This is a genomic window from Pseudomonas fluorescens, from assembly GCF_902497745.1.
Taxonomy (GTDB): Bacteria; Pseudomonadota; Gammaproteobacteria; order Pseudomonadales; family Pseudomonadaceae; genus Aquipseudomonas; species Aquipseudomonas fluorescens_BM.
The window spans coordinates 5727-29887 of sequence record NZ_CABVHJ010000030.1; the positions used below are offsets into that span (position 1 = coordinate 5727).

At 59.3% G+C, this 24161-nt stretch carries 28 protein-coding genes; 19 read left to right on the forward strand and 9 right to left on the reverse strand.

Annotation, left to right across the window (positions count from 1 at the left end; genetic code table 11):
* Positions 1 to 288 precede the first annotated feature (288 nt).
* The 10 genes from F8N44_RS29460 to F8N44_RS29505 all read left to right on the forward strand — a co-directional run bounded on the left by F8N44_RS29460 (position 289) and on the right by F8N44_RS29505 (position 9094).
* A complete protein-coding gene (locus tag F8N44_RS29460; RefSeq protein WP_007911649.1) occupies positions 289 to 1410 on the forward strand; it encodes a Re/Si-specific NAD(P)(+) transhydrogenase subunit alpha in 1122 nt (373 codons plus the stop codon).
* A 15-nt stretch (positions 1411 to 1425) separates the two neighbouring features.
* Complete coding sequence (locus F8N44_RS29465) at positions 1426 to 1746, forward strand: NAD(P) transhydrogenase subunit alpha (RefSeq protein WP_003187417.1); 321 nt, start codon at positions 1426 to 1428, stop codon at positions 1744 to 1746.
* Positions 1746 to 3179: an NAD(P)(+) transhydrogenase (Re/Si-specific) subunit beta gene (locus F8N44_RS29470; RefSeq protein ID WP_007911651.1), complete on the forward strand. Its 1434-nt coding sequence runs from the start codon at positions 1746 to 1748 to the stop codon at positions 3177 to 3179. Before F8N44_RS29465 ends, F8N44_RS29470 begins: the two co-directional genes overlap by 1 nt.
* Before the next feature lie 214 nt (positions 3180 to 3393).
* Positions 3394 to 4887 carry an acetyl-CoA hydrolase/transferase family protein gene (locus F8N44_RS29475; protein WP_150652813.1) on the forward strand — a complete coding sequence of 498 codons (1494 nt, stop codon included), beginning with the start codon at positions 3394 to 3396 and terminating at the stop codon, positions 4885 to 4887.
* 322 nt (positions 4888 to 5209) lie between these two features.
* Positions 5210 to 5425 (forward strand): DUF1127 domain-containing protein, encoded by a 216-nt coding sequence (locus F8N44_RS29480; RefSeq protein ID WP_007911656.1) that lies wholly within the window; start codon positions 5210 to 5212, stop codon positions 5423 to 5425.
* A 258-nt stretch (positions 5426 to 5683) separates the two neighbouring features.
* Positions 5684 to 5893 (forward strand): DUF1127 domain-containing protein, encoded by a 210-nt coding sequence (locus F8N44_RS29485; RefSeq protein WP_150652814.1) that lies wholly within the window; start codon positions 5684 to 5686, stop codon positions 5891 to 5893.
* Between the two features lie 135 nt (positions 5894 to 6028).
* Complete coding sequence (locus F8N44_RS29490) at positions 6029 to 6346, forward strand: DUF2388 domain-containing protein (RefSeq protein ID WP_007953908.1); 318 nt, start codon at positions 6029 to 6031, stop codon at positions 6344 to 6346.
* 108 nt (positions 6347 to 6454) lie between these two features.
* Positions 6455 to 6772, forward strand: coding sequence for a DUF2388 domain-containing protein (locus F8N44_RS29495; RefSeq protein ID WP_150652815.1), 318 nt, complete (start codon positions 6455 to 6457; stop codon positions 6770 to 6772).
* A 43-nt stretch (positions 6773 to 6815) separates the two neighbouring features.
* Positions 6816 to 7136 (forward strand): DUF2388 domain-containing protein, encoded by a 321-nt coding sequence (locus F8N44_RS29500; RefSeq protein ID WP_007911662.1) that lies wholly within the window; start codon positions 6816 to 6818, stop codon positions 7134 to 7136.
* Positions 7133 to 9094 carry a DUF4105 domain-containing protein gene (locus tag F8N44_RS29505; protein ID WP_150652816.1) on the forward strand — a complete coding sequence of 654 codons (1962 nt, stop codon included), beginning with the start codon at positions 7133 to 7135 and terminating at the stop codon, positions 9092 to 9094. Before F8N44_RS29500 ends, F8N44_RS29505 begins: the two co-directional genes overlap by 4 nt.
* Before the next feature lie 47 nt (positions 9095 to 9141).
* Here the strand turns inward: F8N44_RS29505 and F8N44_RS29510 are convergent, their stop codons facing one another.
* The 3 genes from F8N44_RS29510 to trpB all read right to left on the reverse strand — a co-directional run bounded on the left by F8N44_RS29510 (position 9142) and on the right by trpB (position 11763).
* Entirely contained in the window at positions 9142 to 9597 is a 456-nt protein-coding gene (locus tag F8N44_RS29510) for an anti-virulence regulator CigR family protein (RefSeq protein ID WP_150652817.1), read from the reverse strand.
* Between the two features lie 121 nt (positions 9598 to 9718).
* On the reverse strand, positions 9719 to 10531 hold the full coding sequence (gene trpA, locus F8N44_RS29515; protein ID WP_127925345.1) for a tryptophan synthase subunit alpha: 813 nt from the start codon (positions 10529 to 10531) through the stop codon (positions 9719 to 9721).
* Positions 10531 to 11763 carry a tryptophan synthase subunit beta gene (gene trpB / locus F8N44_RS29520; RefSeq protein WP_110718260.1) on the reverse strand — a complete coding sequence of 411 codons (1233 nt, stop codon included), beginning with the start codon at positions 11761 to 11763 and terminating at the stop codon, positions 10531 to 10533. Before trpB ends, trpA begins: the two co-directional genes overlap by 1 nt.
* A 114-nt stretch (positions 11764 to 11877) precedes the next feature.
* Between trpB and F8N44_RS29525 the strand changes: the two genes are divergently transcribed.
* A complete protein-coding gene (locus tag F8N44_RS29525) occupies positions 11878 to 12795 on the forward strand; it encodes a LysR family transcriptional regulator (protein WP_150652818.1) in 918 nt (305 codons plus the stop codon).
* Here the strand turns inward: F8N44_RS29525 and F8N44_RS29530 are convergent.
* Entirely contained in the window at positions 12768 to 13094 is a 327-nt protein-coding gene (locus F8N44_RS29530; RefSeq protein ID WP_007911686.1) for a DUF883 family protein, read from the reverse strand. The two genes, F8N44_RS29525 and F8N44_RS29530, sit on opposite strands and share 28 nt — an antisense overlap.
* 157 nt (positions 13095 to 13251) lie before the next feature.
* Here F8N44_RS29530 and F8N44_RS29535 point away from each other — a divergent pair, with 157 nt between their 5' ends.
* Positions 13252 to 13467: a dodecin gene (locus tag F8N44_RS29535; protein ID WP_016985551.1), complete on the forward strand. Its 216-nt coding sequence runs from the start codon at positions 13252 to 13254 to the stop codon at positions 13465 to 13467.
* A 128-nt stretch (positions 13468 to 13595) separates the two neighbouring features.
* On the forward strand, positions 13596 to 13820 hold the full coding sequence (locus F8N44_RS29540) for a DUF1161 domain-containing protein (protein ID WP_007911690.1): 225 nt from the start codon (positions 13596 to 13598) through the stop codon (positions 13818 to 13820).
* A 260-nt stretch (positions 13821 to 14080) separates the two neighbouring features.
* Here F8N44_RS29540 and F8N44_RS29545 read toward each other — a convergent pair whose 3' ends face one another.
* Positions 14081 to 15082 (reverse strand): LLM class flavin-dependent oxidoreductase, encoded by a 1002-nt coding sequence (locus tag F8N44_RS29545; protein ID WP_150652819.1) that lies wholly within the window; start codon positions 15080 to 15082, stop codon positions 14081 to 14083.
* Positions 15083 to 15324: 242 nt separating this feature from the next.
* On the opposite strand from F8N44_RS29545, the gene F8N44_RS29550 reads away from it, so the two are divergent.
* Positions 15325 to 15756, forward strand: a complete 432-nt coding sequence (locus F8N44_RS29550) for an OsmC family protein (RefSeq protein ID WP_123375996.1) — start codon at positions 15325 to 15327, stop codon at positions 15754 to 15756.
* 239 nt (positions 15757 to 15995) lie between these two features.
* Positions 15996 to 16235, forward strand: a complete 240-nt coding sequence (locus F8N44_RS29555; protein WP_150652820.1) for a DUF1161 domain-containing protein — start codon at positions 15996 to 15998, stop codon at positions 16233 to 16235.
* A gap of 6 nt (positions 16236 to 16241) precedes the next feature.
* Here F8N44_RS29555 and F8N44_RS29560 read toward each other — a convergent pair whose 3' ends face one another.
* Both F8N44_RS29560 and F8N44_RS29565 read right to left on the reverse strand, forming a co-directional pair.
* Complete coding sequence (locus F8N44_RS29560) at positions 16242 to 16661, reverse strand: hypothetical protein (RefSeq protein WP_150652821.1); 420 nt, start codon at positions 16659 to 16661, stop codon at positions 16242 to 16244.
* 40 nt (positions 16662 to 16701) lie between these two features.
* Positions 16702 to 17124, reverse strand: a complete 423-nt coding sequence (locus tag F8N44_RS29565) for a hypothetical protein (protein ID WP_150652822.1) — start codon at positions 17122 to 17124, stop codon at positions 16702 to 16704.
* A 59-nt stretch (positions 17125 to 17183) separates the two neighbouring features.
* On the opposite strand from F8N44_RS29565, the gene F8N44_RS29570 reads away from it, so the two are divergent.
* A complete protein-coding gene (locus F8N44_RS29570; protein WP_150652823.1) occupies positions 17184 to 18260 on the forward strand; it encodes an aminopeptidase in 1077 nt (358 codons plus the stop codon).
* A 100-nt stretch (positions 18261 to 18360) separates the two neighbouring features.
* Here the strand turns inward: F8N44_RS29570 and F8N44_RS29575 are convergent, their stop codons facing one another.
* On the reverse strand, positions 18361 to 19011 hold the full coding sequence (locus F8N44_RS29575) for an HAD family hydrolase (RefSeq protein WP_150652824.1): 651 nt from the start codon (positions 19009 to 19011) through the stop codon (positions 18361 to 18363).
* 28 nt (positions 19012 to 19039) lie between these two features.
* Entirely contained in the window at positions 19040 to 19585 is a 546-nt protein-coding gene (locus F8N44_RS29580; protein ID WP_150652825.1) for a gamma carbonic anhydrase family protein, read from the reverse strand.
* Positions 19586 to 19673: 88 nt separating this feature from the next.
* Here F8N44_RS29580 and prlC point away from each other — a divergent pair, with 88 nt between their 5' ends.
* The 3 genes from prlC (at position 19674) to F8N44_RS29595 (ending at position 24153) form a co-directional block, all read left to right on the forward strand.
* On the forward strand, positions 19674 to 21725 hold the full coding sequence (prlC, locus tag F8N44_RS29585; protein ID WP_150652826.1) for an oligopeptidase A: 2052 nt from the start codon (positions 19674 to 19676) through the stop codon (positions 21723 to 21725).
* Entirely contained in the window at positions 21722 to 22015 is a 294-nt protein-coding gene (locus F8N44_RS29590) for a YheV family putative zinc ribbon protein (protein WP_150652827.1), read from the forward strand. The genes prlC and F8N44_RS29590 overlap by 4 nt, the downstream gene beginning before the upstream one ends.
* A 113-nt stretch (positions 22016 to 22128) precedes the next feature.
* Positions 22129 to 24153 (forward strand): M3 family metallopeptidase, encoded by a 2025-nt coding sequence (locus F8N44_RS29595; protein WP_150652828.1) that lies wholly within the window; start codon positions 22129 to 22131, stop codon positions 24151 to 24153.
* Positions 24154 to 24161 lie beyond the last annotated feature (8 nt).

The following is a 24161-nucleotide window of genomic DNA, read 5'->3' on the forward strand; positions in this document are numbered from 1 at the left end:
ACTCATTACTGCCTATTCACGCCACCGATGAGAAATTTTTCAATATTCAGCCAGAATCCTTGCAAGGCACGGCCTGCAAGGGATTCATCTGGCCATCTGCGACATTCGGTCACGGGATGACTTGTAGTTAATTTTCCGTCACCCGTCATAATCCCTTGAAGGGCATAAAGTTCGCCTGCAAAATGCCGCGCCCCGCCCTGATTTGGCGGGATCGTGCTGATCGGCCGCCCCAGTCGCACCATCCGTAGTGCATGGGTTTACTCAATAAGATCACGCAGGAGATTTGACGTGCACATTGGTGTTCCTCTCGAAACCCAGACCGGTGAAACACGGGTTGCTGCAACCCCGGAAACCATTAAAAAGCTGATCAGCCAAGGTCATAAGGTCACTGTGCAAACCGGCGCCGGCGTAAAAGCCAGTGTGGTCGACAGTGCCTATGAAGCGGCAGGCGCAACCATTGGCAGTGCCAATGACGCGTTTGGCGCCGAGCTGATTCTCAAAGTGGTCGCCCCGAGCGATGCCGAACTGACGCTGATCAAGCGCGGTACGGTGCTGGTGGGCATGCTCAACCCGTTCAACAACGAAACCATCGCGAAGATGGCCGAGTGCGGCATTACCGCGTTCGCCCTCGAAGCGGCGCCGCGCACCTCGCGCGCGCAGAGTCTCGATGTGTTGTCGTCGCAGGCGAACATTGCCGGCTATAAGGCTGTGTTGCTGGCCGCTCACCATTACCCTCGCTTCATGCCGATGCTGATGACCGCTGCGGGCACCGTGAAAGCGGCGCGCGTGCTGATTCTTGGCGCCGGCGTGGCCGGGTTGCAGGCGATCGCCACGGCGAAACGTCTGGGTGCGGTGATCGAAGCGTCTGACGTGCGTCCGGCGGTGAAAGAGCAGATCGAATCCCTCGGCGCCAAGTTCGTCGACGTGCCTTACGAAACCGATGAAGAGCGCGAATGCGCCGTCGGTGTCGGCGGTTACGCGCGGCCAATGCCAGCGAGCTGGATGCAGCGTCAGGCCCAAGCCGTGCACGAACGCGCCAAACAGGCTGACATCGTCATCACCACCGCGCTGATTCCGGGCCGCAAGGCACCGACGCTGTTGAGCGCGGAAACCGTGGCGCAGATGAAACCGGGTTCGGTGGTCATCGACCTCGCGGCGGCTCAGGGTGGCAACTGCCCGCTGACCGTGGCTGATCAGGTCGTGGTCGAGAATGGCGTGACCATTTGCGGCCCGACCAATCTGGCTGGTGAAGTCGCTGCAGACGCCTCGGCACTGTACGCGCGCAACCTGCTGGACTTCCTCAAGCTGGTGTTCACCAAAGAAGGCCAGTTCGACGTCAACCTCGAAGACGACATCGTCGCCGCGTGCCTGATGTGCCGCGACGGCCAAGTCATCCGCAAAAACGCCTAAGCAGGGATTCAGACGATGGAAGAGCTTATCTCCCCCGGTATCTACAACCTGATCATCTTCGTGCTGGCGATTTATGTCGGTTACCACGTGGTCTGGAACGTTACACCTGCGCTGCACACGCCTTTGATGGCGGTCACCAACGCCATTTCGGCGATCGTCATCGTCGGCGCCATGCTCGCGGCCGCACTGACCGTTACGCCGCTGGGCAAAACCATGGGCACCCTCGCCGTGGCACTGGCGGCGGTCAACGTGTTCGGTGGCTTCCTGGTCACCCGCCGCATGCTTGAGATGTTCAAGAAGAAAGCCCCGAAAGTAAAAGAAGAGGCGCCGAAGTAATGAGCATGAATCTCGTCACGACGCTCTACCTGATCGCGTCGATCTGCTTCATCCAGGCCCTCAAAGGCCTGTCGCACCCGACTACTTCGCGGCGCGGCAACCTGTTCGGCATGCTCGGCATGGCGTTGGCGATCCTTACCACCGTCGGCCTCATCTATAAGTTGGGTGCTGAGCTGGCCACTGCCGGTATCGGTTACGTCATCGTCGGTCTGCTGGTCGGCGGCACCGCCGGTTCGATCATGGCCAAGCGCGTTGAAATGACCAAGATGCCGGAACTGGTCGCGTTCATGCACAGCATGATCGGCCTCGCGGCCGTGTTCATTGCTATCGCCGCGGTGGTTGAGCCGCAGTCGCTGGGCATCGTCAAGCAACTGGGCGACTCGATTCCGGCGGGCAACCGTCTGGAGCTGTTCCTCGGTGCGGCCATTGGTGCGATCACCTTCTCCGGTTCGGTGATTGCGTTCGGCAAGCTGTCGGGCAAGTACAAGTTCCGCCTGTTCCAGGGCGCACCGGTACAGTTCGCCGGTCAGCACAAACTGAACGCTGTCCTGGGGCTGGCGACGCTGGCACTCGGTCTGACCTTCATGTTCACCGGCAACCTCACTGCGTTCGCGCTGATGCTGGCGCTGGCGTTTGTGATGGGTGTGCTGATCATCATCCCGATCGGCGGTGCAGACATGCCGGTAGTGGTGTCGATGCTCAACAGCTATTCGGGCTGGGCGGCGGCGGGTATCGGCTTCTCACTGAACAACTCGATGCTGATCATTGCTGGCTCGCTGGTGGGTTCGAGCGGTGCGATCCTCTCGTACATCATGTGCAAGGCGATGAACCGATCCTTCTTTAATGTGCTGCTCGGCGGTTTCGGCAACACGGCTGATGCTGGCCCGGCCGGTGCGAAGGAAGCGCGTCCGGTGAAATCCGGTTCGGCTGACGACGCAACTTTCCTGCTGACCAACGCCGACACCGTGATCATCGTGCCGGGCTACGGTCTGGCGGTAGCACGTGCGCAACATGCACTGAAAGAGCTGACCGAGAAGCTGACCCACCGTGGCGTGACCGTGAAGTACGCGATCCACCCGGTTGCCGGCCGTATGCCGGGGCACATGAACGTTCTGCTCGCCGAGGCCGAAGTGCCTTACGACCAGGTGTTCGAGATGGAAGACATCAACTCCGAGTTCGGCCAGGCCGACGTGGTGCTGGTGCTCGGCGCGAACGATGTGGTCAACCCGGCCGCGAAGAACGATCCGAAATCGCCGATTGCCGGCATGCCGATTCTCGAAGCATTCAAGGCCAAGACCATCATCGTCAACAAACGCTCGATGGCCAGCGGCTATGCCGGTCTGGACAACGAACTGTTCTACCTGGACAAGACCATGATGGTGTTCGGCGACGCGAAGAAAGTCATCGAAGACATGGTTAAAGCGGTCGAGTAATACCCCCGCTGCAATACCGAACGCCCCGACTCGTCGGGGCGTTTTTGTTTGCGCAAACGTCGGACAATTTGCCGCGTTGTTGCAGATCCAGTAACGGTGTTTTACTTGAAACCCGCTAAATAGACGCCTCGTTTGCGACCTTGGTAGCGGGACAGGCGCCCGTCAAATTCACTAGACTGCGCATCCTGCTACTCGCTTCCCGAGATAATAATCCATGTACCGTGACCGTATTCGCCTGCCTTCGTTGTTGGATAAAGTGATGAGCGCCGCCGACGCAGCCGCTCTGATTGAGGACGGCATGACCGTCGGCATGAGCGGTTTCACCCGTGCCGGCGAAGCCAAAGCCGTTCCTCACGCACTGGCCGAGCGCGCCAAGGTCACGCCGCTGAAGATCAGCCTGATGACCGGCGCCAGCCTGGGCAACGACCTAGACAAGCAACTGACCGAAGCCGGCGTACTGTCGCGGCGGATGCCGTTCCAGGTCGACAGCACCTTGCGCAAGGCGATCAACGCCGGCGAGGTGATGTTCATCGACCAGCACCTGTCGGAAACCGTCGAGCAACTGCGCAACCAGCAACTGAAGCTGCCGGACATCGCGGTCATCGAAGCCGTGGCCATCACCGAGCAAGGCCACATCGTGCCGACTACGTCGGTGGGCAACTCGGCGAGCTTCGCGATTTTCGCCAAACAGGTAATCGTCGAAATCAATATGGCGCACAACGCCAACCTCGAAGGCCTGCACGACATCTATATCCCGACTTACCGCCCGACGCGCACGCCGATTCCGCTGGTAAAAGTCGATGACCGCATCGGCAGCACGGCGATTCCGATTCCGCCGGAGAAGATTGTCGCCATCGTCATCACTCAGCAGGCGGATTCGCCGTCCACCGTGTCGACCCCGGATATCGATACCAACGCCATCGCCGAGCACCTGATCACCTTCTTCAAGCAGGAAGTCGACGCCGGGCGCATGACCAACAAGCTCGGCCCGTTGCAGGCGGGGATCGGCAACATTGCCAACGCGGTGATGTGCGGCCTGATCGATTCGCCGTTCGAAGACCTGACCATGTACTCCGAGGTGCTGCAGGATTCGACCTTCGACCTGATCGATGCCGGCAAGCTGAGCTTCGCGTCGGGCAGCTCGATCACTCTGTCGGAGCGGCGCAACAGCGACGTGTTCGGCAATCTGGAGAAGTACAAGGACAAGCTGGTGCTGCGTCCGCAGGAGATCTCCAACCACCCGGAAGTGGTTCGTCGGCTGGGCATCATCGGCATCAACACGGCGCTGGAGTTCGACATCTATGGCAACGTCAACTCCACGCACGTATGTGGCACGCGGATGATGAATGGCATCGGCGGTTCCGGTGACTTCGCGCGTAATGCGCATCTGGCGGTGTTCGTAACCAAGTCGATCGCCAAGGGTGGCGCGATTTCCAGCGTAGTGCCGATGGTCAGCCACGTTGACCACACCGAGCATGACGTCGACATTCTGGTGACCGAAGTGGGTCTGGCCGACATGCGGGGTCTGGCGCCACGGGAGCGTGCCCGAGTGATCATCGATAACTGTGTGCACCCGGACTTCCGTCAGGCACTGAATGATTACTTCACTTCTGCCTGTGCAATCGGTGGTCACACCCCGCATATCCTGCGTGAAGCGTTGAGCTGGCACATGAACCTGGAAGAAACCGGTCGCATGCTCGCTGTCTGATTCACACAGATAAACCGCCGACGCAAATACAGTTTGCGTCGGCGGAGTTTCTCAAGCCTCCCTCCCTGACAAAAACTGTACTGCTGTACTGGTCATTTCCTACAGACCTTGCCTACCTTTCCTAGTGAATCGAGCGAAAATGCACTACTTGAGTGCAGACAGGTACAGTTTGCTCAATTTTGACCCGTACACCCCCTATAAACAGTTAACTGGTCACTCACAATACAGTTGAACTGTATCTAGAGAGACTTGGCAAACGAGAGGATCATGGGCACCAGTCAAACCACTACCTGATCCCGCCACAAGCGGAAGGATGTCAACCATGGAACGTACACTCAGTTCCGAACTGTTCTTCGAAGACAAAGCTGTAAACACCCAGGCTTCCCTGCCTCTGCGCGTTATCGCCAACCTGATGTTGTGGCAGCGCCGCATCTCCAGCCGCCATCAACTGGCTCGCCTGGATTCGCGTCTGCTGGCTGACGCCGGTATCAGCGAAGCACAGCGCTACGAAGAGCTGAGCAAGCCGTTCTGGCGCTAAACAGCGTCGCTGGCTCTGGTCGTTAGACCCACCGCCAGCAACCCGAATTGAACAAACAAAACCCGTCGTGGGAAACCGCGACGGGTTTTGTCGTTTTCGGGGGGTAGAAAATCCCGGTACATCCGCTGATACAGCCGACAGGTACAGTTTTACTTAACCAGCGTCTTAACCAGTACAATTTTACTCGAGTGTATCTGCATCTTTGTCCGTTACAGGCTCAACATGACCTTCCGCCTTCACCGGTGAAAGGAATACGCCATGAAAGACTTACAGGATGTTTCAGAAACTTCGAGCCTGGTGGTTACGTGCCGCAACGCTCTGCGGCGCCTGTTTCACGGCCTTTGTGAGTACTTGGAGCGCGCCAGAACGCGGCGCCTGCTGTTTCAACTCGGCAGTCGAGATTTGGCCGATCCAGGCTTCAGCCACGCCGATCGCCTGAATGAACTGGATAAACCGTTCTGGCGCTAGCATTTTGCCCACTGTGCGAACCTCGCAAAGCAGGCCTAATATCCACGCAGAACGTGGCGAATGTTGCGTCACTGGCGTCTGACTCCTCAGATACCGAGCCACCTCTCTCTACGGTTTATCCAAAGGAGTTACACCATGTCCCGTCTTCGTCTGCTCAGCGCTGCCGCCCTGCTGGCCGTGGCTGCCAACGCCAGCGCCACCAGCTTTATCGTCACCACCGACGCCGTTGTCGGTGCATTGAAGTCCTCGTCCGACGCTACATCCGACGTCACCTCGTCGTTCCGTGACGACAAGATCGTTCTTGCTGCCCGTGACGACGCTGCCAGCTTCGTCGCCAGCGAAGGCGAGATCCGTGGGGTGAAACTGGAAAGCGCGCTGGATCACATCCGTCACCAGGCGCCTCAACTGAACGCGACCGACGCACAGCTGGCCCAAGCCATCCTGACGATCTAAGCGATTCCAGGCATTGCGGGACACGCGCAACGTGTCCCGATGTTTCGGCGCTGGCTCTGGCCCGGGCATTGCGCTAGCCTTTGGGCTCACCAAAAATTACCGAGTCCGATGCGCTTTCTTCCAAATCTACTGATCCCCTCCGTATTGTTCTCCGTCTGCTGGGCGACGCCGGTCAACGCCTTTGATGCTTTCAATGCATCGACCCAAGGCACCGTCGTCAGTGGTTACGCCACCAGCATGGTGTCTTCCGCACCGTTCGACCGTAAACTAATGCTCGCCGCCCGCGATGACGCGGCCGCGTTTGTTGCCAGTGACGGTGATTGGCGAGGTGCCCGTCTGGAATCTGCGTTGCATTACTTGCGCAAAACCCGGCCGAAACTTCATGTCAGTGACCTTGAACTGGCAGAGGCAATTCTCGTCCAATAGTTATCCCGTCCCCCCGTTATCCTTGCCCCTTCGGAGTCGTTCCATGCGTAGCCCGCTGATTGCTGCCGCCCTTGGCCTGTTTTTGTTGGCCGATGTGGCCCAGGCGCACACCCTGGTAGCCACCAGTAACATCATCGTTCGTGCCTCCCAGCGCACCATCGATTTCACTTCCGACACCACCACGTCGATTCGCGACTCGAAAATTATCCGCGAAGCGCACGATGACGCTGCCAGTTTCGTCGCCACCAACGGCGATATCCGCGGCGCGCATCTGGAAGCAGCGCTGAACACCCTGCGCACTCGTGTGCCGGAAGCGCGTGACGCCAGCGATCAGGTTCTCGCCGAAGCCATCCTCGCACTGTGAAGTCACTCGGCACCTGGCTACTGGCCGGGGCGTTGTTGCTGCTCGGCAACAGCGCCCACGCCGGCCTGCAATTGCGCCTCAAGACCGACGGTCTGAGTTCCGCCCAACAACAGGCCAGCCAGGCGCTGATCGATGAGGCGATGCAAAAGCTGCCGCCGAGTTTTATCGAGCGGCTGGATCGGCGCATCGATGTCGGCTGGACCGATGACATGCCCGCCAATGCCTATGGCCAGGCCACGCTGGTTTCCGAACTCGATCTGAATCGCAAACTGCTCGCCAGCCTTACCGATGGCAGCGCGGCCAAGGAAAAAACCAATCGACCCCACGGCACTGTGCGCCAGGAACTGCTCGCCACGGTGCTGCATGAAATCACCCACATTTATGATCGCGCGCGCCTGTGGCCGAGTGCCGAACGCACGTTGATCCAGCGCTGCAGCCGACGTTTCAACAGCGCCGGGCTGATCGGCATTCCCGATGAGTGTCGCGGCCAGAACGGCCGCCGCTTCACCCTCAGTGACGACCCGCGCCTGCTTGACCTCGCCGGTTGGCAGCAATACGTCGGTCGCCGTGGCGAACGTGAACAACACAACCGGCAGATCGCCCGCAGCCCGGACCTGTACGAAATCTCCAGCCCGAAGGAGTTCGTCGCAGTCAACATGGAGTATTTCCTCCTCGACCCGAGCTACGCCTGCCGCCGCCCGGCGCTGTACCGCTATTACCAGCAACACTTCGGCTGGGCGCCACCGGCCAAGGACACCTGCAGCAAAACCTTCTCGTTCCTCAATGCCGGCAACGACTTCGCCAAGCAACCCTTGGGGCAGGTCGATCCCGAGCGGGTGTATGCCGTCGACTATCTGCTGGCCGAGGCCAATCAGAACTGGGTCAGCCGCTGGGGCCACAGCATGTTGCGCCTGGTGATCTGCGCACCGGGCCGCCCGCGCGGGCCGGATTGCCGACTCGATCTGGATCAGCACCTGGTGTTGTCCTACCGCGCCTTTGTCGGCGATGTACAGCTGTCGAGCTGGGACGGACTGGTCGGCAAATACCCGTCGCGGCTGTTCGTGCTGCCCTTGGCGCAAGTGATCGACGAATACACCAAGACCGAACTGCGCAGCCTTGCCTCCGTGCCACTGAACCTGTCCCGCGACGAGATCGAAGGCGTGGTCGAACACGCCGCCGAAATGCACTGGAGCTATGACGGCAACTACTTCTTCCTCTCCAACAACTGTGCGGTGGAAGGCCTGAAGCTGTTGCGCAGCGGCAGCAACAACAATCAGTTCGTGGGTCTGGACAGCATCATGCCCAACGGCTTGCTGGAAGTGATGAAGGGCCGTGGTCTGGCGGACACCAGTGTGCTGGATGATCCGAAAGAAGCGTTGCGTCTGGGCTATCGCTTCGACTCGTTCCGCGATCGCTATCAGGCGATGTTCGATGTGCTGAAGAAGCAATTGCCGATCAAGCAGAACACCGTTGAGGAATGGCTTTCGCTGACAGCCGAAGAGCGCCGTGAGTGGTTCGAACGCGCCGACTTGCGCACCAGCGCCGCACTGCTGCTGTTGGAACAGGCCAGTTATCGGCGCCAGTTGTTGCTGGCTCAGGACGAGGTCAAGCAGCGTTACCTCGGCGCTCGCGAGCTGGAAAACGGCGGCATGGACAAGGCCAATGCGACCTTGCAGGAAATCCTCGCCAATAGCGGGTTCCTCAGCCGCCCGGCAGAATTGCTCGACGCCAAGGGTTACGGATTGCCGCAGCCGACCGAGTTCACTCGACTGGAGGCAGAGAGCAGTCAGCGGCAGAAGAAGCTGCTGGCACTGTCGGGTGATCTGGACGCCGAAGTACGCAAGTTGCTGGAACCCAAGCGGGCTGCCGAAATTGCGGCCAGTGAGGAGAATGTGAAGCAGATCGGCGCGCATCTGCGCAAACTGCACAAGGCCTCCGGCGGACTAGAGCTGCCCTGAAAAAAAGACCGCAGCCATTGGCTGCGGTCTTTTTTATTGCCTGCGGATCAATACAAAACGCCATCGAGAATTTCGTAAACGATCCCGCTGCCCACCGCGATCAGCACGATATCGCCCCCCGCTCGACGCCATTCATAACCCGGATACACCGGCAAACGACCCAACGCGCGACCGTCCAGACGCTCACCGTAATACCCATGCGGCAACGGCCGGCCACGCTCCAGATGAATCCCCGGAGGCGGCGGTGCACCGCGCACGAAGTAGCCATGATTGTCACGAATGGTCTGACGCACCGGACCAAAGTCGCGCGGTGGCGGGCCACCTCGATGGTCATTTTGCGGACCACGGTGATCATCACCGTGATTGTCGCCACGGTTATCGTAATGGCCCTGCTGCGGACCGCCGTGGTCGTGATCGTCGCGCGGGTCGGCGCTGGCCAGCAGCGGCGTCGCGCTGATCATCAGCACGCCCAGTCCGGCAATCAGACGTTTCGGCATTTTCATCGGGTCTTTCCTCACGGCACAAACAGCAAAAAGGACCTCAGAACGTGTTCTGAAGCCCTCGGTCTTGCTCATTTAGTCTGTGCCGGGAGGCGCTAATTCCTCTGTATCAGGAACTTTACCTTCAGCTGACGCGGGCCTTACGCACGCCTTCGGACAGCGCCGAACACAGGCTCAATACACCATCGATGGCCTGGTCTGGTGTGGTCGCGTTAGCAATGTGATCGATCAACGCCGAGCCCACCACCACACCATCGGCCAGACGTGCGATCGCCGCCGCTTGCTCCGGCGTACGGATGCCGAAACCGATGCTGATTGGCAGATCGGTATGACGGCGCAGACGAGTCACCGCCTCCTCGACGTGCTCCAGGGTCGCCGCACCGGCACCGGTCACACCGGCTACCGACACGTAGTAAACAAAACCGGAGCTGCCGTTGAGCACTTTCGGCAGACGCGCATCGTCGGTAGTCGGCGTGGTCAGGCGGATAAAGTCCAGACCGGCAGCCTGTGCCGGATCGCACAGCTCAGCGTTGTGCTCAGGCGGCATGTCGACCACGATCAGACCATCGACACCGGCCTCTTTCGCATCAGCGATGAAGCGCTCGACGCCATACATGTGGATCGGGTTGAAGTAGCCCATCAGCACCAGCGGCGTATCGCTGTTGCCTTCACGGAACTCGCGAACCATTTGCAGGGTTTTCGCCAGGTTCTGCTTGGCGCCCAAGGCGCGGATGTTCGCCAGTTGAATCGCCGGGCCATCTGCCATCGGGTCGGTGAAAGGCATACCCAGCTCGATCACATCGGCGCCCGCACCCGGCAAACCTTTGAGGATCGCCAGCGAGGTGTCGTAGTCCGGATCACCGGCGGTGACGAAGGTCACCAGCGCCGCGCGGTTCTGTTCTTTGAGGTCGGCAAAACGTGTTTGCAGGCGGCTCATCAGTGTTTCTCCTGCTTCGACTGTTCCATATGGTGCATGACGGTCTGCATGTCTTTGTCGCCACGGCCCGACAGGTTGACCACCATCAGGTGATCCTTAGGCAGCTTCGGCGCACGTTTGAACACTTCAGCCAGGGCGTGAGCGCTTTCCAGGGCAGGAATAATCCCCTCCAGGCGGCAGCATTTGTGGAACGCGTCGAGGGCTTCGTCGTCGGTCACCGAGGTGTATTGAACGCGGCCGATGTCATGCAACCAAGCGTGTTCCGGGCCAATGCCCGGATAGTCGAGGCCGGCGGAAATCGAGTGGGCGTCGATGATCTGGCCATCGTCGTCCTGCAGCAGGAAAGTACGGTTGCCGTGCAGCACACCCGGAACGCCACCATTCAGGCTGGCCGCGTGCTTGCCGGTTTCGATGCCGTAACCGGCTGCTTCAACGCCGATGATCTCGACGCTTTTGTCATCGAGGAACGGGTGGAACAGGCCCATCGCATTGGAACCGCCACCGATGCACGCCACCAGGCTGTCCGGCAAACGGCCTTCCTGAGCCTGCAACTGATCGCGGGTTTCCTTGCCGATGACGGCCTGGAAGTCGCGAACCATCGCTGGGTATGGATGTGGGCCGGCCACGGTGCCGATCAGGTAGAAGGTGCTGTCGACGTTGGTCACCCAGTCACGCAGGGCTTCGTTCATCGCGTCTTTCAGGGTGCCGGTGCCGGCCACGACCGGAATCACTTCAGCGCCGAGCAGCTTCATACGGAAGACGTTGGCCTGCTGACGTTCGATGTCAGTGGTGCCCATGTAGATCACGCAATCCAGACCGAAACGTGCAGCAACGGTGGCGGTGGCCACGCCGTGCATGCCGGCGCCGGTCTCGGCGATGATGCGCTTCTTGCCCATGCGCCGCGCCAGCAGGATCTGGCCGATGCAGTTGTTGATCTTGTGCGCGCCGGTGTGGTTCAGCTCTTCGCGCTTGAGATAAATCTTCGCGCCGCCGCAGAATTCGGTCAGGCGTTCAGCGAAATACAGCGGGCTCGGACGTCCGACATAGTCGCGCTGGAAGTAGGCCAATTCTTCTTTGAAAGCCGGATCTTCCTTGGCCGCTTCGTACTCACGGGCCAGATCGAGGATCAACGGCATCAGGGTTTCCGCCACGTAGCGGCCACCGAACGAGCCGAACAGGCCGTTATCGTCCGGGCCGTTACGCAGATCAGAGGTGTTCGAAGTCTGGGTCATGGGTTGCTCCAGGTGAATTCGGGTCAAAAGACAATGACGACCACTCTACCCCTGACCTTCGAGACTGAAAACCGATAAGATCGCCACAACCTGTCAGGAAAACTCACAGATACCATGAGCCACGACCTTCCTCCGCTGAACGCCTTGCGTGCGTTCGAAGCCACGGCCCGATTGAACAGCGTCAGTCAGGCCGCTGAACAGCTGCACGTCACTCATGGCGCAGTCAGCCGCCAGCTCAAGGTGCTGGAAGAACACTTGGGCGTCAGTCTTTTCGCCAAAGACGGGCGCGGCTTGAAACTCACAGATGCCGGCATGCGTTTACGCGATGCCAGCGGTGAGGCGTTTGACCGGTTGCGCAGTGTTTGTGCGGAGCTGACGCAGAGCACGGCGGATGCGCCTTTCGTGCTGGGTTGCTCCGGAAGCCTGTTGGCACGCTGGTTTATTCCGCGTTTGGGGCGATTGAATGCCGATCTGCCGGATCTGCGTCTGCATCTGTCGGCGGGTGAAGGCGATCTCGATCCACGACGTCCGGGACTGGATGCCTTGCTGCTATTCGCCGAGCCACCTTGGCCGGCAGACATGCAGGTCTACGAACTCGCCGCAGAACGCATCGGCCCGGTCATGAGCCCATTGTTCAGCGGTTACCAACGCCTGCTAAGCGCACCAGCCTCGGCGCTGCTCCATGAACCGCTGCTGCACACCACTTCGCGCCCGCAAGCCTGGCCGAGTTGGGCGCGGCAGAACGCACTCGACGCAAAAGCGTTGAAGCTGGGGCAAGGTTTCGAGCATTTGTATTATTTGCTGGAGGCCGCCGTCGCCGGACTTGGCGTGGCAATCGCGCCGGAACCGCTGGTGACGGAAGATTTGAAGGCCGGTCGCCTGGTTGCGCCCTGGGGCTTCTGTGAAACCCCGGCGCAACTGGCGTTGTGGCTACCCAAGCGCGCCGCAGACGGGCGCGCCCGGCAACTGGCGCAATGGCTCAAGAACGAGCTGCGCCAGAGCGATCACTCGCCGCGCTTGAACAGCAAGTAAGCCGCGAGCAGACCGATCGCACCGACCGCGACACCGGCGGTCGTCCACGGATGTTCCTGGGCGTAATCACGGGTGGCGATCCCGGTTTCGCGGGTTTTCACTTTGACTTCTTCATAGGCATCGCTGAGCAGGTGGCGCGAGTGTTTCAGCGCACTTTCGGCATTGCTTTTCAGCGCCTTGAGGGTCTTGCGCGACTCGTCCGAAGCGTCGTCCTTCAAGCTTTCCAACGATTTGAGCAGACTCTCGATCTCGGCTTCCATGCTTTGCAACGAGGCTTTACGTAAAGAGGTGTTGGCCATGGTGGCTCTCCTGCATTGGTGATGAGTGGCGTGTGTTGGTTGGGACTTCAGCGGTTTGAGAAAGTGCAGAAAATCTGAACTTCGTCCGCGCAAGGCCGCCGAAATCAACAGTGCAGATTCACTGCTAGTCTCAATTCCACACGCCAAGGAGATCGCCATGAGTGACCATCACACGTACAAGAAAGTCGAGCTGGTCGGTTCGTCCACCAGCAGCATCGAAGACGCCATCAACAACGCAATTGCTGAAGCAAACAAGACCATTCGCAACCTGGAATGGTTTGAAGTGACCGAAACCCGTGGCCATATCAAGGACGGCAAGGCAGCGCACTTTCAGGTGACGTTGAAAGTGGGCTTCAAGATTGCCAGCAGCTGAGTTTGGTCTAGTCTTCTGAACTTGCGCGCTGGCCGAGTGCCATAGGAATGGCAAAGCGCTACAGGGTGGCTGCATCGAGTGAACGACTCGATGCCCGCCTCTTTTAATCCGACCAGGGAGTGCGACCGATGAAGAAGTTCATGTTGGCAGTAGGTTTGTTGAGCCTTGCGGGTGGTGCGTTTGCTGCCGGTAAGCCATGTGAAGAGCTGAAAAGCGAGATTGCGGCGAAGCTGGATGCCAAGGGCGTTTCCGGGTATTCGCTGGAGATTGTCGACAAGGGCGCAGCCGCTGGTGGCGACGTCGTTGGTACCTGCGAAGGTGGAACCAAGGAAATTGTCTACAAGCGCGGTTGATCGTGACTGAAATGCAAAAGCCGACGTGGAAGCGTCGGCTTTTTTGTGTCTGAAAGATTTGTGGTGTGTTTGAGATTGATCCCCCTCACCCCAGCCCTCTCCCCCAAGGGGGCGAGGGGGAAAGGGAGCAGATCGGGGGTTGTTCAGAGCCTGAGTGCGACTGGATTTTTCAGGTCGACGTCGAGCGCAAGAACACCTCGGTCAGTCCCCTCTCCCTCCGGGCGGTCCGACGTTTCGGGAGGGCCAGGGTGAGGGGCTTTTCAGCCCTTCATCACCTGCGCCAACAACTCGTAGGAATGCACACGATCAGCGTGTTCATACAAGTCGCTGGTGAAAATCAGCTCATCAGCCTGCGTCTGCTCAACCAACACCTCCAGCTTGGCGCGGATCTTCTGCGGGCTACCGACCATCGCCAGCCCAAGGAAATCACCCACCGCTTCACGCTCATGCGGTAGCCACAGCCCATCCATGGTTTTCACCGGCGGACGCTGCACCAGACTCTGCCCACGCATCAGCGCCAGAATGCGCTGGTACACCGAGGTCGCCAGGTAATCGGCGTGCTCATCGGTATCCGCCGCCACCAGCGGCACACCGAGCATCACATACGGCTTGTCGAGCACCGCCGACGGCTTGAAGTGATTACGGTAGACGCGAATCGCCTCGTGCATGAAGCGCGGGGCGAAATGCGAGGCGAAGGCGTAAGGCAAACCGCGCTCACCGGCCAGTTGCGCACTGAACAGGCTGGAACCAAGCAACCAGATCGGCACATTGGTGCCGGTGCCGGGCATCGCGATCACGCGCTGATCCGGGGTACGCGGGCCGAGGTAGCGCACCAGTTCGGCGACGTCTTCCGGGAAATCATCAGCGCTGCCGGAGCGTTCACGACGCAGCGCGCGAGCAGTCATTTGATCTGAGCCGGGGGCGCGCCCCAGACCGAGATCTATCCGGCCCGGGTACAGGCTTTCCAGCGTACCGAACTGCTCGGCGATCACCAGCGGCGCATGGTTGGGCAGCATCACACCGCCGGAGCCGACACGAATCGTCGACGTTCCGCCCGCCAGATAACCGAGCAAAACCGAGGTCGCGGAACTGGCGATACCGTCCATGTTGTGGTGTTCGGCTACCCAGAACCGCGTATAGCCGAATTTCTCGACGTGCTGGGCCAGGTCCAGCGAGTTACGTAGCGATTGCGCCGGGCTGCCGTTTTCGCGCACTGGCACCAGATCGAGGGTGGAAAATTTTACGTCGGACAGTTGTTTCATAAACCTGCGTCTCCGAGTGGGGAGGCAGGTTTTTCTAGCGAACGAAAACCTGCCGAATTCATTAGCTTGTTTTGTGCAATGAGGGCATATACCCGAGTTTCAATAGCCGAGTCGAAATTTCCTACTAAAAAAGTCAACGATTCAACCGGGCTGAACTTTGCTGCGGCGTCTATCCTCAGAAGCCTTGCAAGCAAAAACCACGACGACGCGGCGTTTCCGCGCCAGATATTGAGGAGGCAGACATGGCTATCGTTAAGAAAGCATCCGCACATTGGGCAGGTGATCTGAAAACCGGTATTGGCTCGATCTCCACCGAAACCGGTGTCCTCAGAGAAGCACCGTACGGCTTCAAGGCCCGCTTCGAGGGTGGCAAGGGCACCAACCCGGAAGAGCTGATCGGCGCGGCGCATGCCGGCTGTTTCTCCATGGCGTTTTCGATGATTCTCGGCGATGCGGGCCTCAAGGCCGACAGCATCGATACCCAGGCTGAAGTCACGCTCGATCAGGTGGATGGCGGATTCGCGATCACCGCGGTGAAACTGATCCTCAAGGCGAAAATCCCGGGGGCGACGCAGGAGCAGTTTGAAGAGCTCAGCAACAAGGCCAAGGAAGGGTGCCCGGTGTCCAAGGTACTTAATGCGAAGATTACTCTAGACGCTTCGCTGGTCAGCTAATTTGTCGCTGGCTGATCTGACGCCTTCGCGAGCAGGCTCGCTCCCACAGGGATTCGTGTGGCACACAGGTCCAATGTGGTAGCGAGCCTGCTCGCTAAGGCGATTTCGAAATCGCTACAGGTCTGAACCAAAAATACAAGTTGTGAGCGAAGTCAGAACCCTCGCTGTAAAAGTATGGTCGAATCAATGACAGCAGCTTCAGCGCACACCCGTGCGCGCTGCCTCAGGGAGCTTCACTCATGAAACATATTGGCTTGGCGATCCTCTGCAGTGCACTGGCCACCTCGGTAATTGCGGCACCCAAAGACTGCGAAGAACTGAAAAACGAAATCGAAGTGAAGATCCAGGCCAACGCCGTGCCGTCTTACACGCTGGAAATCGTCAGCAAGGAAGAGGCCGACAAACACGACGTAGCGATGGTCGTCGGCACCTGCGACAACGGCACCAAAGCGATCATTTATCAGAAGAACGATCGCTAGACCTGACTAGATAATGCAGTTGTACTCACGATCCTCGGCGACGATTTCGCGTTTGGCGTTGTACAGCCGGGCGCTCGGTGTGAACCCCAGCGACCGCCCCTCCAGCACGTAACGCTGCCCGGCCTCGAAATGGTCGTAACGGATGTACAGGTAGCACAACCGCTCCACTGGCCCGTTCATCAAGCTGCCGCCACCACCAAATACTTCGAAATCGAACCGCACGCGCAGTTCGTGACTGCCGGGGGTGACCTGAAAGTAGCGCCCGTCATTCAGTCGTTGTTTGTCGAGACGCTCGGCCATCAGCACTTTACCGCCGGGTGTCGGCGTCGAAAAATCGACCCAGGCCATGTGCGGATCGGCCGGGGGCAAAGGCGTCTGACAACCGGCCAAAAGACCGGCAGCGAGCAACAACAGCAACTGGCGCATGATGAATATCCACGGATGTGAATCCTCAGCATAGCGCCGATCAGGTGCGCTGACAGCCTGCCGGTGTGCCCTGACCTACCACTTTGCGCTGCTCGTCATAAAGCTTGGCCCATGGTCGAAAGCCGATACTGCCGGCCTGCAACTGATAACGCTGACCGGCGTTGAAGTCCTTGAATTTCACGCTCAACTGGCAATCGCGCCACAGCGGCTCAGCGTCGGGACCGATATTGGTCGCCTCCACCGGAAACTGATAACGCACCTTCAACTCATGGCTGCCTGGCTGCACTTCGAAGTAACGTTTGTCGTCGGTCACGCTGCTATCGACCTTCAGCGCTTGCAACGACGTGTCCTGCTGCCGGGCATCAAGGTCGATCCAGGCTTGCGAAGGGTCGGGATCGGGCATTCCGAAATTGGCACAACCGGCCAGCGTCAGCAGGCCCCCTGTCAGCATCAACATGCGCATAGCGGTGCTCCTTTAGGCGGGATAGTCTTGCGGGCAGACTCTCCGGGGGATTTCTTATTTTGATCAGGCCATTTCCAAGCCTTGGGTTACTTGATCGCGTTTTTCGGGTTTTGTTTCCGGGTGTGTTGTTTTTGTTGCTCAACGGTTGCACCAGCGTCAGCTATTACAGTCAGTTGGCCAGCGGCCAACTGCAACTGCTGCGGGCGCGGGAACCCGTGGAAAAAGTCATTGCCGACCCAAGCCGCGACGCGAAATTGCGCACACACCTGGCGCAATCGCAGAAGGCCCGCGCCTTCGCCAGCGAACACCTGCATTTGCCGGATAACCAGAGCTATCGCCTGTATGCCGACATCGGCCGGCCGTTTGTGGTGTGGAATGTGTTCGCCACTCAGGAGTTCTCCCTGACGCCACAGAACCATTGCTTCCCGATTGCCGGCTGCGTGGCCTATCGCGGTTATTACAGTCAGAGTGCCGCGCGTGGCGAAGCGGCGATCCAGCGCCTGCAGGGCATGGACGTGTCGATTGGCGGTGTTGAGGCTTACTCGACGCTCGGCTGGTTCAACGACCCGATCCTAAATTCGATGATGGGTTGGGGCGATGAGCGTCTGGCCACGCTGATCTTTCATGAACTGGCGCATCAACGCTTTTATGTGAAGGACGACACCGAGTTCAACGAGTCCTTTGCCACATTTGTCGAGCAGGAAGGCACGCGGCAGTGGCGGGCGTTTCGCGGGTTGCCGGCAGATACCGACTCACGGTTGCAGCAGCGTGATCAGTTCATTGCGTTGGTGCTTGATGTGCGGTCACGGCTGGAGAAGCTGTATGCGCAGGCATTGCCCGCTGAACAAATGCGCGAACGCAAAGCGGCGGAGTTCGAGCTGTTTCGCCGCGAATACCGAATGATGAGGGACAACCAGTGGGCCGGGGACAAGCGTTATGACGCTTGGGTGAATGCGCCGTTGAACAATGCGCGGTTGTTGCCGTTTGGATTGTATGACCAGTGGGTGCCGGCGTTTGCGGCGTTGTTCAAAAAGGTCGGGGGGGATTGGCTGAGGTTTTATGCGCAGGTTGAGCGGTTGGGTGGGTTGCCGGTGGCTGAGCGTAAGGCGGCGCTGAAAGCGTTGGCAAAATCCTGATTTCGCATTGGCTGAGCCGGCCCCTTCGCGAGCAAGCTCGCTCCCACAGGGGGGATGCATTCCAAATGTGGGAGCGAGCCTGCTCGCGAAAGCAATTTGATCAGCGCTGCAAAAAGGCCTGATGCAACTCGGCCAGCGTTTCAAAGTGATAAGCCGGCGCTTCGGCATTCAACTCTTCAAAACTGCCAAACCCGTAACCGACCGCCGCCGCATCCAGCCCGTTGCTGCGCGCCCCGATCAGGTCATGCTTGCGATCGCCGATCATCAACGTATTCGCCGGATCCAGCCCTTCTTCCTTGATCAGATGCGCAATCAGCTCAACCTTGTTGGTCCGCGTGCCATCCAGCTCGCTGCCGTAAATCACCTTGAAGTGCCGGGCAAAATCAAAGTGCCGGGCAATCTCGCGGGCGAATTCCCACGGCTTCGAGGTGGCGATATACAGCTGCCGGCCCTGCCCGCTCAGGGTTTCCAACAACGGCGTAACGCCGTCGAAGACACGGTTTTCATAGAGGCCAGTGACCTTGAAGCGTTCGCGGTAGAAATTTACCGCCTGCCACGCCTTGGCCTCGTCAAAGCCGTAGAACTGCATAAACGCCTGCAACAGCGGCGGGCCGATGAAGTGTTCGAGTTTAGTCAGATCCGGCTCGTCGATACCGAGCCTGGCGAGGGCGAACTGGATGGAGCGGGTGATGCCCTCACGCGGGTCGGTCAGGGTGCCATCGAGGTCAAACAGTACGGTCTGGTAATGCATGAGAAATCCTGAGCAGGTGTAAGGCTATTCAGAGCTGGTCGTAGCCTTCGGCCAAATGCAGGTCCTTGAGTTTCACGTAATTCGCCGCGCTGTAGGTGAAGAAGGCTTTTTCCTTGTCGGTGAGCGGACGGACCTGTTTCACCGGGCTACCGACATAAAGGAAGCCACTTTCAAGGCGCTTGCCCGGCGGCACCAGGCTGCCGGCGCCGATGATCACGTCGTCTTCAACCACCGCACCGTCCATGACGATGCTGCCCATGCCGATCAACACGCGGCTGCCGACACTGCAGCCATGCAGCATGACTTTGTGGGCGATGGTCACGTCATCGCCGATCAGCAGCGGGAAACCGTCCGGGTTGAACGGGCCGGCGTGGGTGATGTGCAACACGCAGCCGTCCTGGACGCTGGTGCGCGCACCGATACGGATGCGGTGCATGTCGCCACGGATCACGGTCAGCGGCCAGACCGAGCTGTCTTCACCGATTTCGACGTCGCCGATAACCACCGCTGAGCCGTCGACAAACGCGCCTTTGCAGAGGCTTGGGGTGTGATTCTGGTACTTGCGAACGGACACGATAATTTCTCTCTCTGTCGCCGATAGCTGCGGTGAATGCCGATTGTAATTAAGATGGTTGCATGTTTCCCCAGCCAAGGTGCCAACCGTGAGCGTGAACAACCCTCTGCTGCAGTCCTACGACCTGCCACCGTTCTCCACGATCCGTGCCGAACACGTCCTGCCCGCCATCGAAACGATCCTGGCCGACAACCGCGCCGCCATTGCCGAAATTCTCAAGACTCAAGGCCAGAACCCTACATGGGCCGGCCTGGTCTTGGCGATGGACGAACTCAATGACCGCCTCGGCGCTGCCTGGAGCCCGGTCAGCCACCTCAACGCCGTGTGCAACAGCGCCGAACTGCGTGAAGCCTACGAGTCGTGCCTGCCAGCCCTGAGCGCCTACTCCACCGAGATGGGCCAGAACCGCGAACTGTTCCAGGCTTATGAAGCGCTGGCCAACAGCCCGGAAGCCGCCACTTTCGACGTGGCGCAAAAGACTATTCTGGAACACGCTCTGCGTGATTTCCGTCTGTCGGGTATCGACCTGCCGGAAGCCGAACAGAAGCGCTACGCCGAAGTGCAAAGCAAACTGTCCGAGCTGGGCAGCCGCTTCTCCAATCAACTGCTCGACGCCACGCAGGCGTGGACCAAGCATGTCACCGAAGAGGCCGCCCTCGCCGGCCTGACCGATTCGGCCAAGGCGCAAATGGCTGCCGCCGCACAGGCCAAAGGCCTCGACGGCTGGCTGATCACCCTGGAATTCCCGAGTTACTACGCGGTGATGACCTACGCGCAAGATCGTGCGCTGCGTGAAGAAGTCTACGCCGCCTACTGCACCCGCGCCTCGGATCAAGGCCCGAATGCCGGCCAGAACGACAACGGCCCGGTGATGGAAGAGATCCTCGACCTGCGTCAGGAACTGGCCAAACTGTTGGGCTTCGCCAGTTTCTCCGAGCTGAGCCTGGCCACCAAAATGGCCGAGTCCAGCGATCAGGTGCTGAGCTTCCTGCGCGATCTGGCCAAGCGCAGCAAGCCGTTTGCCGCACAGGATCTGCAACAACTGCGTGCCTATGCCGCCGAACAAGGCTGCGCCGATCTGCAAAGCTGGGACAGCGGTTTCTACGGCGAAAAGCTGCGTGAACAACGCTACAGCGTCGCCCAGGAAACCCTGCGCGCCTACTTCCCGATCGACAAAGTGCTGGGCGGACTGTTCGCCATCGTCCAGCGTCTGTACGGCATCGAAATCGCTGAACAGAAAGGCTTCGATACCTGGCACCCGGACGTGCGCCTGTTCGAGATCAAGGAAAACGGTCAGCACGTCGGCCGCTTCTTCTTCGACCTCTATGCCCGCGCCAATAAGCGTGGCGGTGCGTGGATGGACGGCGCGCGCGACCGTCGTCGTACCGTCGACGGCGTGCTGCAAAGCCCGGTGGCCAATCTGGTGTGCAACTTCACTCCGGCCGACAGCGGCAAACCTGCGCTGCTGACCCACGATGAAGTGACCACGCTGTTCCACGAATTCGGTCACGGCCTGCACCACCTGCTGACCCGCGTTGATCACGCCGGTGTTTCCGGCATCAACGGTGTGGCGTGGGACGCGGTCGAGCTGCCGAGCCAGTTCATGGAAAACTGGTGCTGGGAGCCGGAAGGCCTCGCGCTGATTTCCGGTCACTACGAAAGCGGCGAGCCGCTGCCGCAGGACCTGCTGGAAAAAATGCTCGCGGCGAAGAATTTCCAGTCCGGCCTGATGATGGTCCGTCAGCTCGAGTTCTCGCTGTTCGACTTCGAATTGCACGCCACCCACGGTGACGGCCGCAGCGTTGCGCAGGTGCTGGAAGGCGTGCGTGACGAGGTGTCGGTAATGCGTCCGCCGGCTTACAACCGCTTCCCGAACAGTTTCGCGCACATCTTCGCCGGCGGTTACGCGGCGGGTTACTACAGCTACAAGTGGGCTGAAGTGCTGTCGGCCGATGCCTTCTCGAAGTTCGAAGAAGACGGCGTGCTCAACGCAGAAACCGGTCGCGCCTTCCGTGAAGCGATTCTTGCCCGCGGTGGTTCGCAGGCGCCGATGGTGCTGTTCGTCGACTTCCGTGGCCGTGAGCCGTCGATTGACGCACTGTTGCGCCACAGCGGCCTGAGTGAGGACGCGGCAGCATGAGTGAGGGGCCTGTGATTACCAAGAAACGCTTTATCGCCGGGGCGGTGTGCCCGGCGTGCAGCGAGCCGGACAAGTTGATGATGTGGAACGAGGACGGCGTGCCGCACCGTGAATGTGTGGCTTGCGGTTACTCCGACACGCTCAATGAGCAAGGACTTTCGGTGCCGAAAGAATTGGGCACGCGGGTCAACACCAGCGCGCTGAACAAACCCGCGCCGGACAAGACCGTGCAGGCCGTGCAGTTTTTCCCCAACCCGAAACTGAAAAAGAAGCCTGACCAGCCCAATTGAGCCGTGACGACCTCGCACCGAATCAGCGGTGCGAGGTGGTATCTATCTAATGCCTTGCCCTTGCGCTTTCTCCGTAGGCTGAATTTTTTCAACCTGCGGTCAAGGAAGACGCGATGCCCCCTACCAATCCCCTGCTACAACGCTGGCAACTGCCGGCCTGGTCCGACGTAAAGGCCGAGCACCTGGCACCCGCCATCTATGCCATCGTGGCCGATAATCAGCGGATCATCGCCGAAGTGATCGCCACCCAGACCTACCATCCCAATTGGGATGATCTGGTGGTGGCCATCGCCGAAGCCGACGCACGGCTCGCTGAAACCATGGGCATCATTGAAGTGCTCTCGACCGTCAAAACCACGGATATCGACTGGATAGAGCAAAGCGCCCTGTGCAGCATTACTGCGGCTCGCTATCGGGTGCAGAAGGCTGCCAACCTGGAGCTTTACCACACGTATCAACGTCTGCAGCAGAGCCCGATCGCCGACAGCTTTGATGACTTTCGCAAAGCGTCGTTGGCCAAGACACTGCGCGCTTTTCGTCGGTCGGGCATCGAATTGCCCGCCGAACAGCGACAGCGGTTAACCGCAATAAACCTCGACATCGAACTTCAGGAACAATTGTTCCTGATCAATCTGGAGCGCAGCAATGCCGCCTGGAGCAAGCAGATTGACCAGGCGGCGACGCTCGAAGGCTTGTCAGCCGCGTTCAAGGATCGACTGGCGCTGAATGCGCGTCGAACGGGAAAAAGCGGTTGGTTGCTGACGCTGGATCGCAACACCTACGAATACTTCATGAAAAATGCGCGAGACCGGAGTTTGCGCGAAGAATATTTCCGCGCTTATTGCACCCGGGCCTCGGATCAAGGACCGCAGGCTTTTCAGTTCGACAACGGTCCGGTCTTGCAAAAGTTACTCGGGTTACGCCATGAAAAAGCCAGGTTGCTGGGTTTCGAGAGCTTCGCCCATCTGCGGCTTTCAAATCACATGGCCAACTCGCCCGCTCAGGTCGAACATTTTTTAAAGCAACAGATCGAGCAAAATCGTGCCGCACTGGATCAGGACATGCAGGCGCTGCAAGCATTCGCCGCAACGCAGGGCTTCGCAGAACTGCAGGCCTGGGATTTCGAGTTTTTTGCTGAGCAATTACGCCAGCTACGCTCGGCGAGCACACTGAAAGGACTTCGTGAGTATTTTCCGCTGGATGAAACGCTGCACCGGTTCTGCCAGTTCAATGAATACCTGTTCGGTATCAAACTGGTTGAGCAGCAAGACCTCAGCCATTGGCACGAGGATGTGCGCCTGTTGGAAGTCAGCGAATACGATCAGGTGATGGGGTACATCTACGTTGATCCGTTTCATCGCGAGGACGCCCCGGACTTTGCCTTGACCAATACTGTGCGCAACCGACGCATCAATGCCGAGGGCCGGCCAGCCCTGCCGATCGCCATCCTCCACTGCAACTTCCCGTCCGCGACCAGCGAGCATCCCTGCCTGCTTTCACATAAAGACCTGCGCGTGCTTTTCCATGAGTTCGGGCATTGCCTGCAACAGGTGCTGACCCGCTCGCCCCATCACAACCTGTCGGGTATATCGCAACTGGGGCGTGATACGGGCGAGTTCGCCGGGCAACTGTTCGAACAGTTAAGTCTTTCAGAGGAGCTGCTTCAGTGGCTGTCAGTACACTACAAAACCCGTGCGCCACTAAGCCGCACACGGCTAACGTCAGCGCTGGCCGCCATCGCCACGCACACCAGCCGCGATACCGCCACGTTGCTGCTTGAGGCTTTATTCGATCTGGAATTGCACCGCAGCGAAGAAAACGGCCGAAACGCGCAACAGTGCTTCGAAACGGTGCTGCACCAAATACCGCAGCTGCAACTGCCCGCCTATTGCCGCTTTGCCAACAGTTTCGATTATCTGGTGACCGGTTACGAAGCCTCGGTCTACGCCTACAAATGGTCAGGCGTACTGGCCAGCGAAGCGTTCAAGCGCTTTGAGCGTGATGGGGTTTTCAATGCGCAAACCGGCCGGAAATTGCGTGAAGCGTTCTTCTCCGGCGATTCGATTTCACTGCTGGCCGCGCTGGAAATCTTCGTCGGCCAACCGGTTCAGACAGATCTGGCAGCGCAACCGGACTGACGCGCCGA

Coding starts and splice junctions, on each gene's coding strand:
- F8N44_RS29550 (WP_123375996.1), top strand. CDS start 15,325: ATGGCTATCGTTAAGAAAGCATCCGCACATTGGGCAGGTGATCTGAAA.
- F8N44_RS29465 (WP_003187417.1), top strand. CDS start 1,426: ATGGAAGAGCTTATCTCCCCCGGTATCTACAACCTGATCATCTTCGTG.
- F8N44_RS29470 (WP_007911651.1), top strand. CDS start 1,746: ATGAGCATGAATCTCGTCACGACGCTCTACCTGATCGCGTCGATCTGC.
- F8N44_RS29495 (WP_150652815.1), top strand. CDS start 6,455: ATGCGCTTTCTTCCAAATCTACTGATCCCCTCCGTATTGTTCTCCGTC.
- F8N44_RS29545 (WP_150652819.1), bottom strand. CDS start 15,082: ATGAAACAACTGTCCGACGTAAAATTTTCCACCCTCGATCTGGTGCCA.
- F8N44_RS29490 (WP_007953908.1), top strand. CDS start 6,029: ATGTCCCGTCTTCGTCTGCTCAGCGCTGCCGCCCTGCTGGCCGTGGCT.
- F8N44_RS29530 (WP_007911686.1), bottom strand. CDS start 13,094: ATGGCCAACACCTCTTTACGTAAAGCCTCGTTGCAAAGCATGGAAGCC.
- F8N44_RS29535 (WP_016985551.1), top strand. CDS start 13,252: ATGAGTGACCATCACACGTACAAGAAAGTCGAGCTGGTCGGTTCGTCC.
- trpB (WP_110718260.1), bottom strand. CDS start 11,763: ATGACCCAGACTTCGAACACCTCTGATCTGCGTAACGGCCCGGACGAT.
- F8N44_RS29485 (WP_150652814.1), top strand. CDS start 5,684: ATGAAAGACTTACAGGATGTTTCAGAAACTTCGAGCCTGGTGGTTACG.
- F8N44_RS29555 (WP_150652820.1), top strand. CDS start 15,996: ATGAAACATATTGGCTTGGCGATCCTCTGCAGTGCACTGGCCACCTCG.
- F8N44_RS29575 (WP_150652824.1), bottom strand. CDS start 19,011: ATGCATTACCAGACCGTACTGTTTGACCTCGATGGCACCCTGACCGAC.
- F8N44_RS29540 (WP_007911690.1), top strand. CDS start 13,596: ATGAAGAAGTTCATGTTGGCAGTAGGTTTGTTGAGCCTTGCGGGTGGT.
- F8N44_RS29595 (WP_150652828.1), top strand. CDS start 22,129: ATGCCCCCTACCAATCCCCTGCTACAACGCTGGCAACTGCCGGCCTGG.
- F8N44_RS29560 (WP_150652821.1), bottom strand. CDS start 16,661: ATGCGCCAGTTGCTGTTGTTGCTCGCTGCCGGTCTTTTGGCCGGTTGT.
- F8N44_RS29510 (WP_150652817.1), bottom strand. CDS start 9,597: ATGAAAATGCCGAAACGTCTGATTGCCGGACTGGGCGTGCTGATGATC.
- F8N44_RS29475 (WP_150652813.1), top strand. CDS start 3,394: ATGTACCGTGACCGTATTCGCCTGCCTTCGTTGTTGGATAAAGTGATG.
- F8N44_RS29480 (WP_007911656.1), top strand. CDS start 5,210: ATGGAACGTACACTCAGTTCCGAACTGTTCTTCGAAGACAAAGCTGTA.
- F8N44_RS29590 (WP_150652827.1), top strand. CDS start 21,722: ATGAGTGAGGGGCCTGTGATTACCAAGAAACGCTTTATCGCCGGGGCG.
- F8N44_RS29565 (WP_150652822.1), bottom strand. CDS start 17,124: ATGCGCATGTTGATGCTGACAGGGGGCCTGCTGACGCTGGCCGGTTGT.
- trpA (WP_127925345.1), bottom strand. CDS start 10,531: ATGAGCCGCCTGCAAACACGTTTTGCCGACCTCAAAGAACAGAACCGC.
- F8N44_RS29525 (WP_150652818.1), top strand. CDS start 11,878: ATGAGCCACGACCTTCCTCCGCTGAACGCCTTGCGTGCGTTCGAAGCC.
- F8N44_RS29500 (WP_007911662.1), top strand. CDS start 6,816: ATGCGTAGCCCGCTGATTGCTGCCGCCCTTGGCCTGTTTTTGTTGGCC.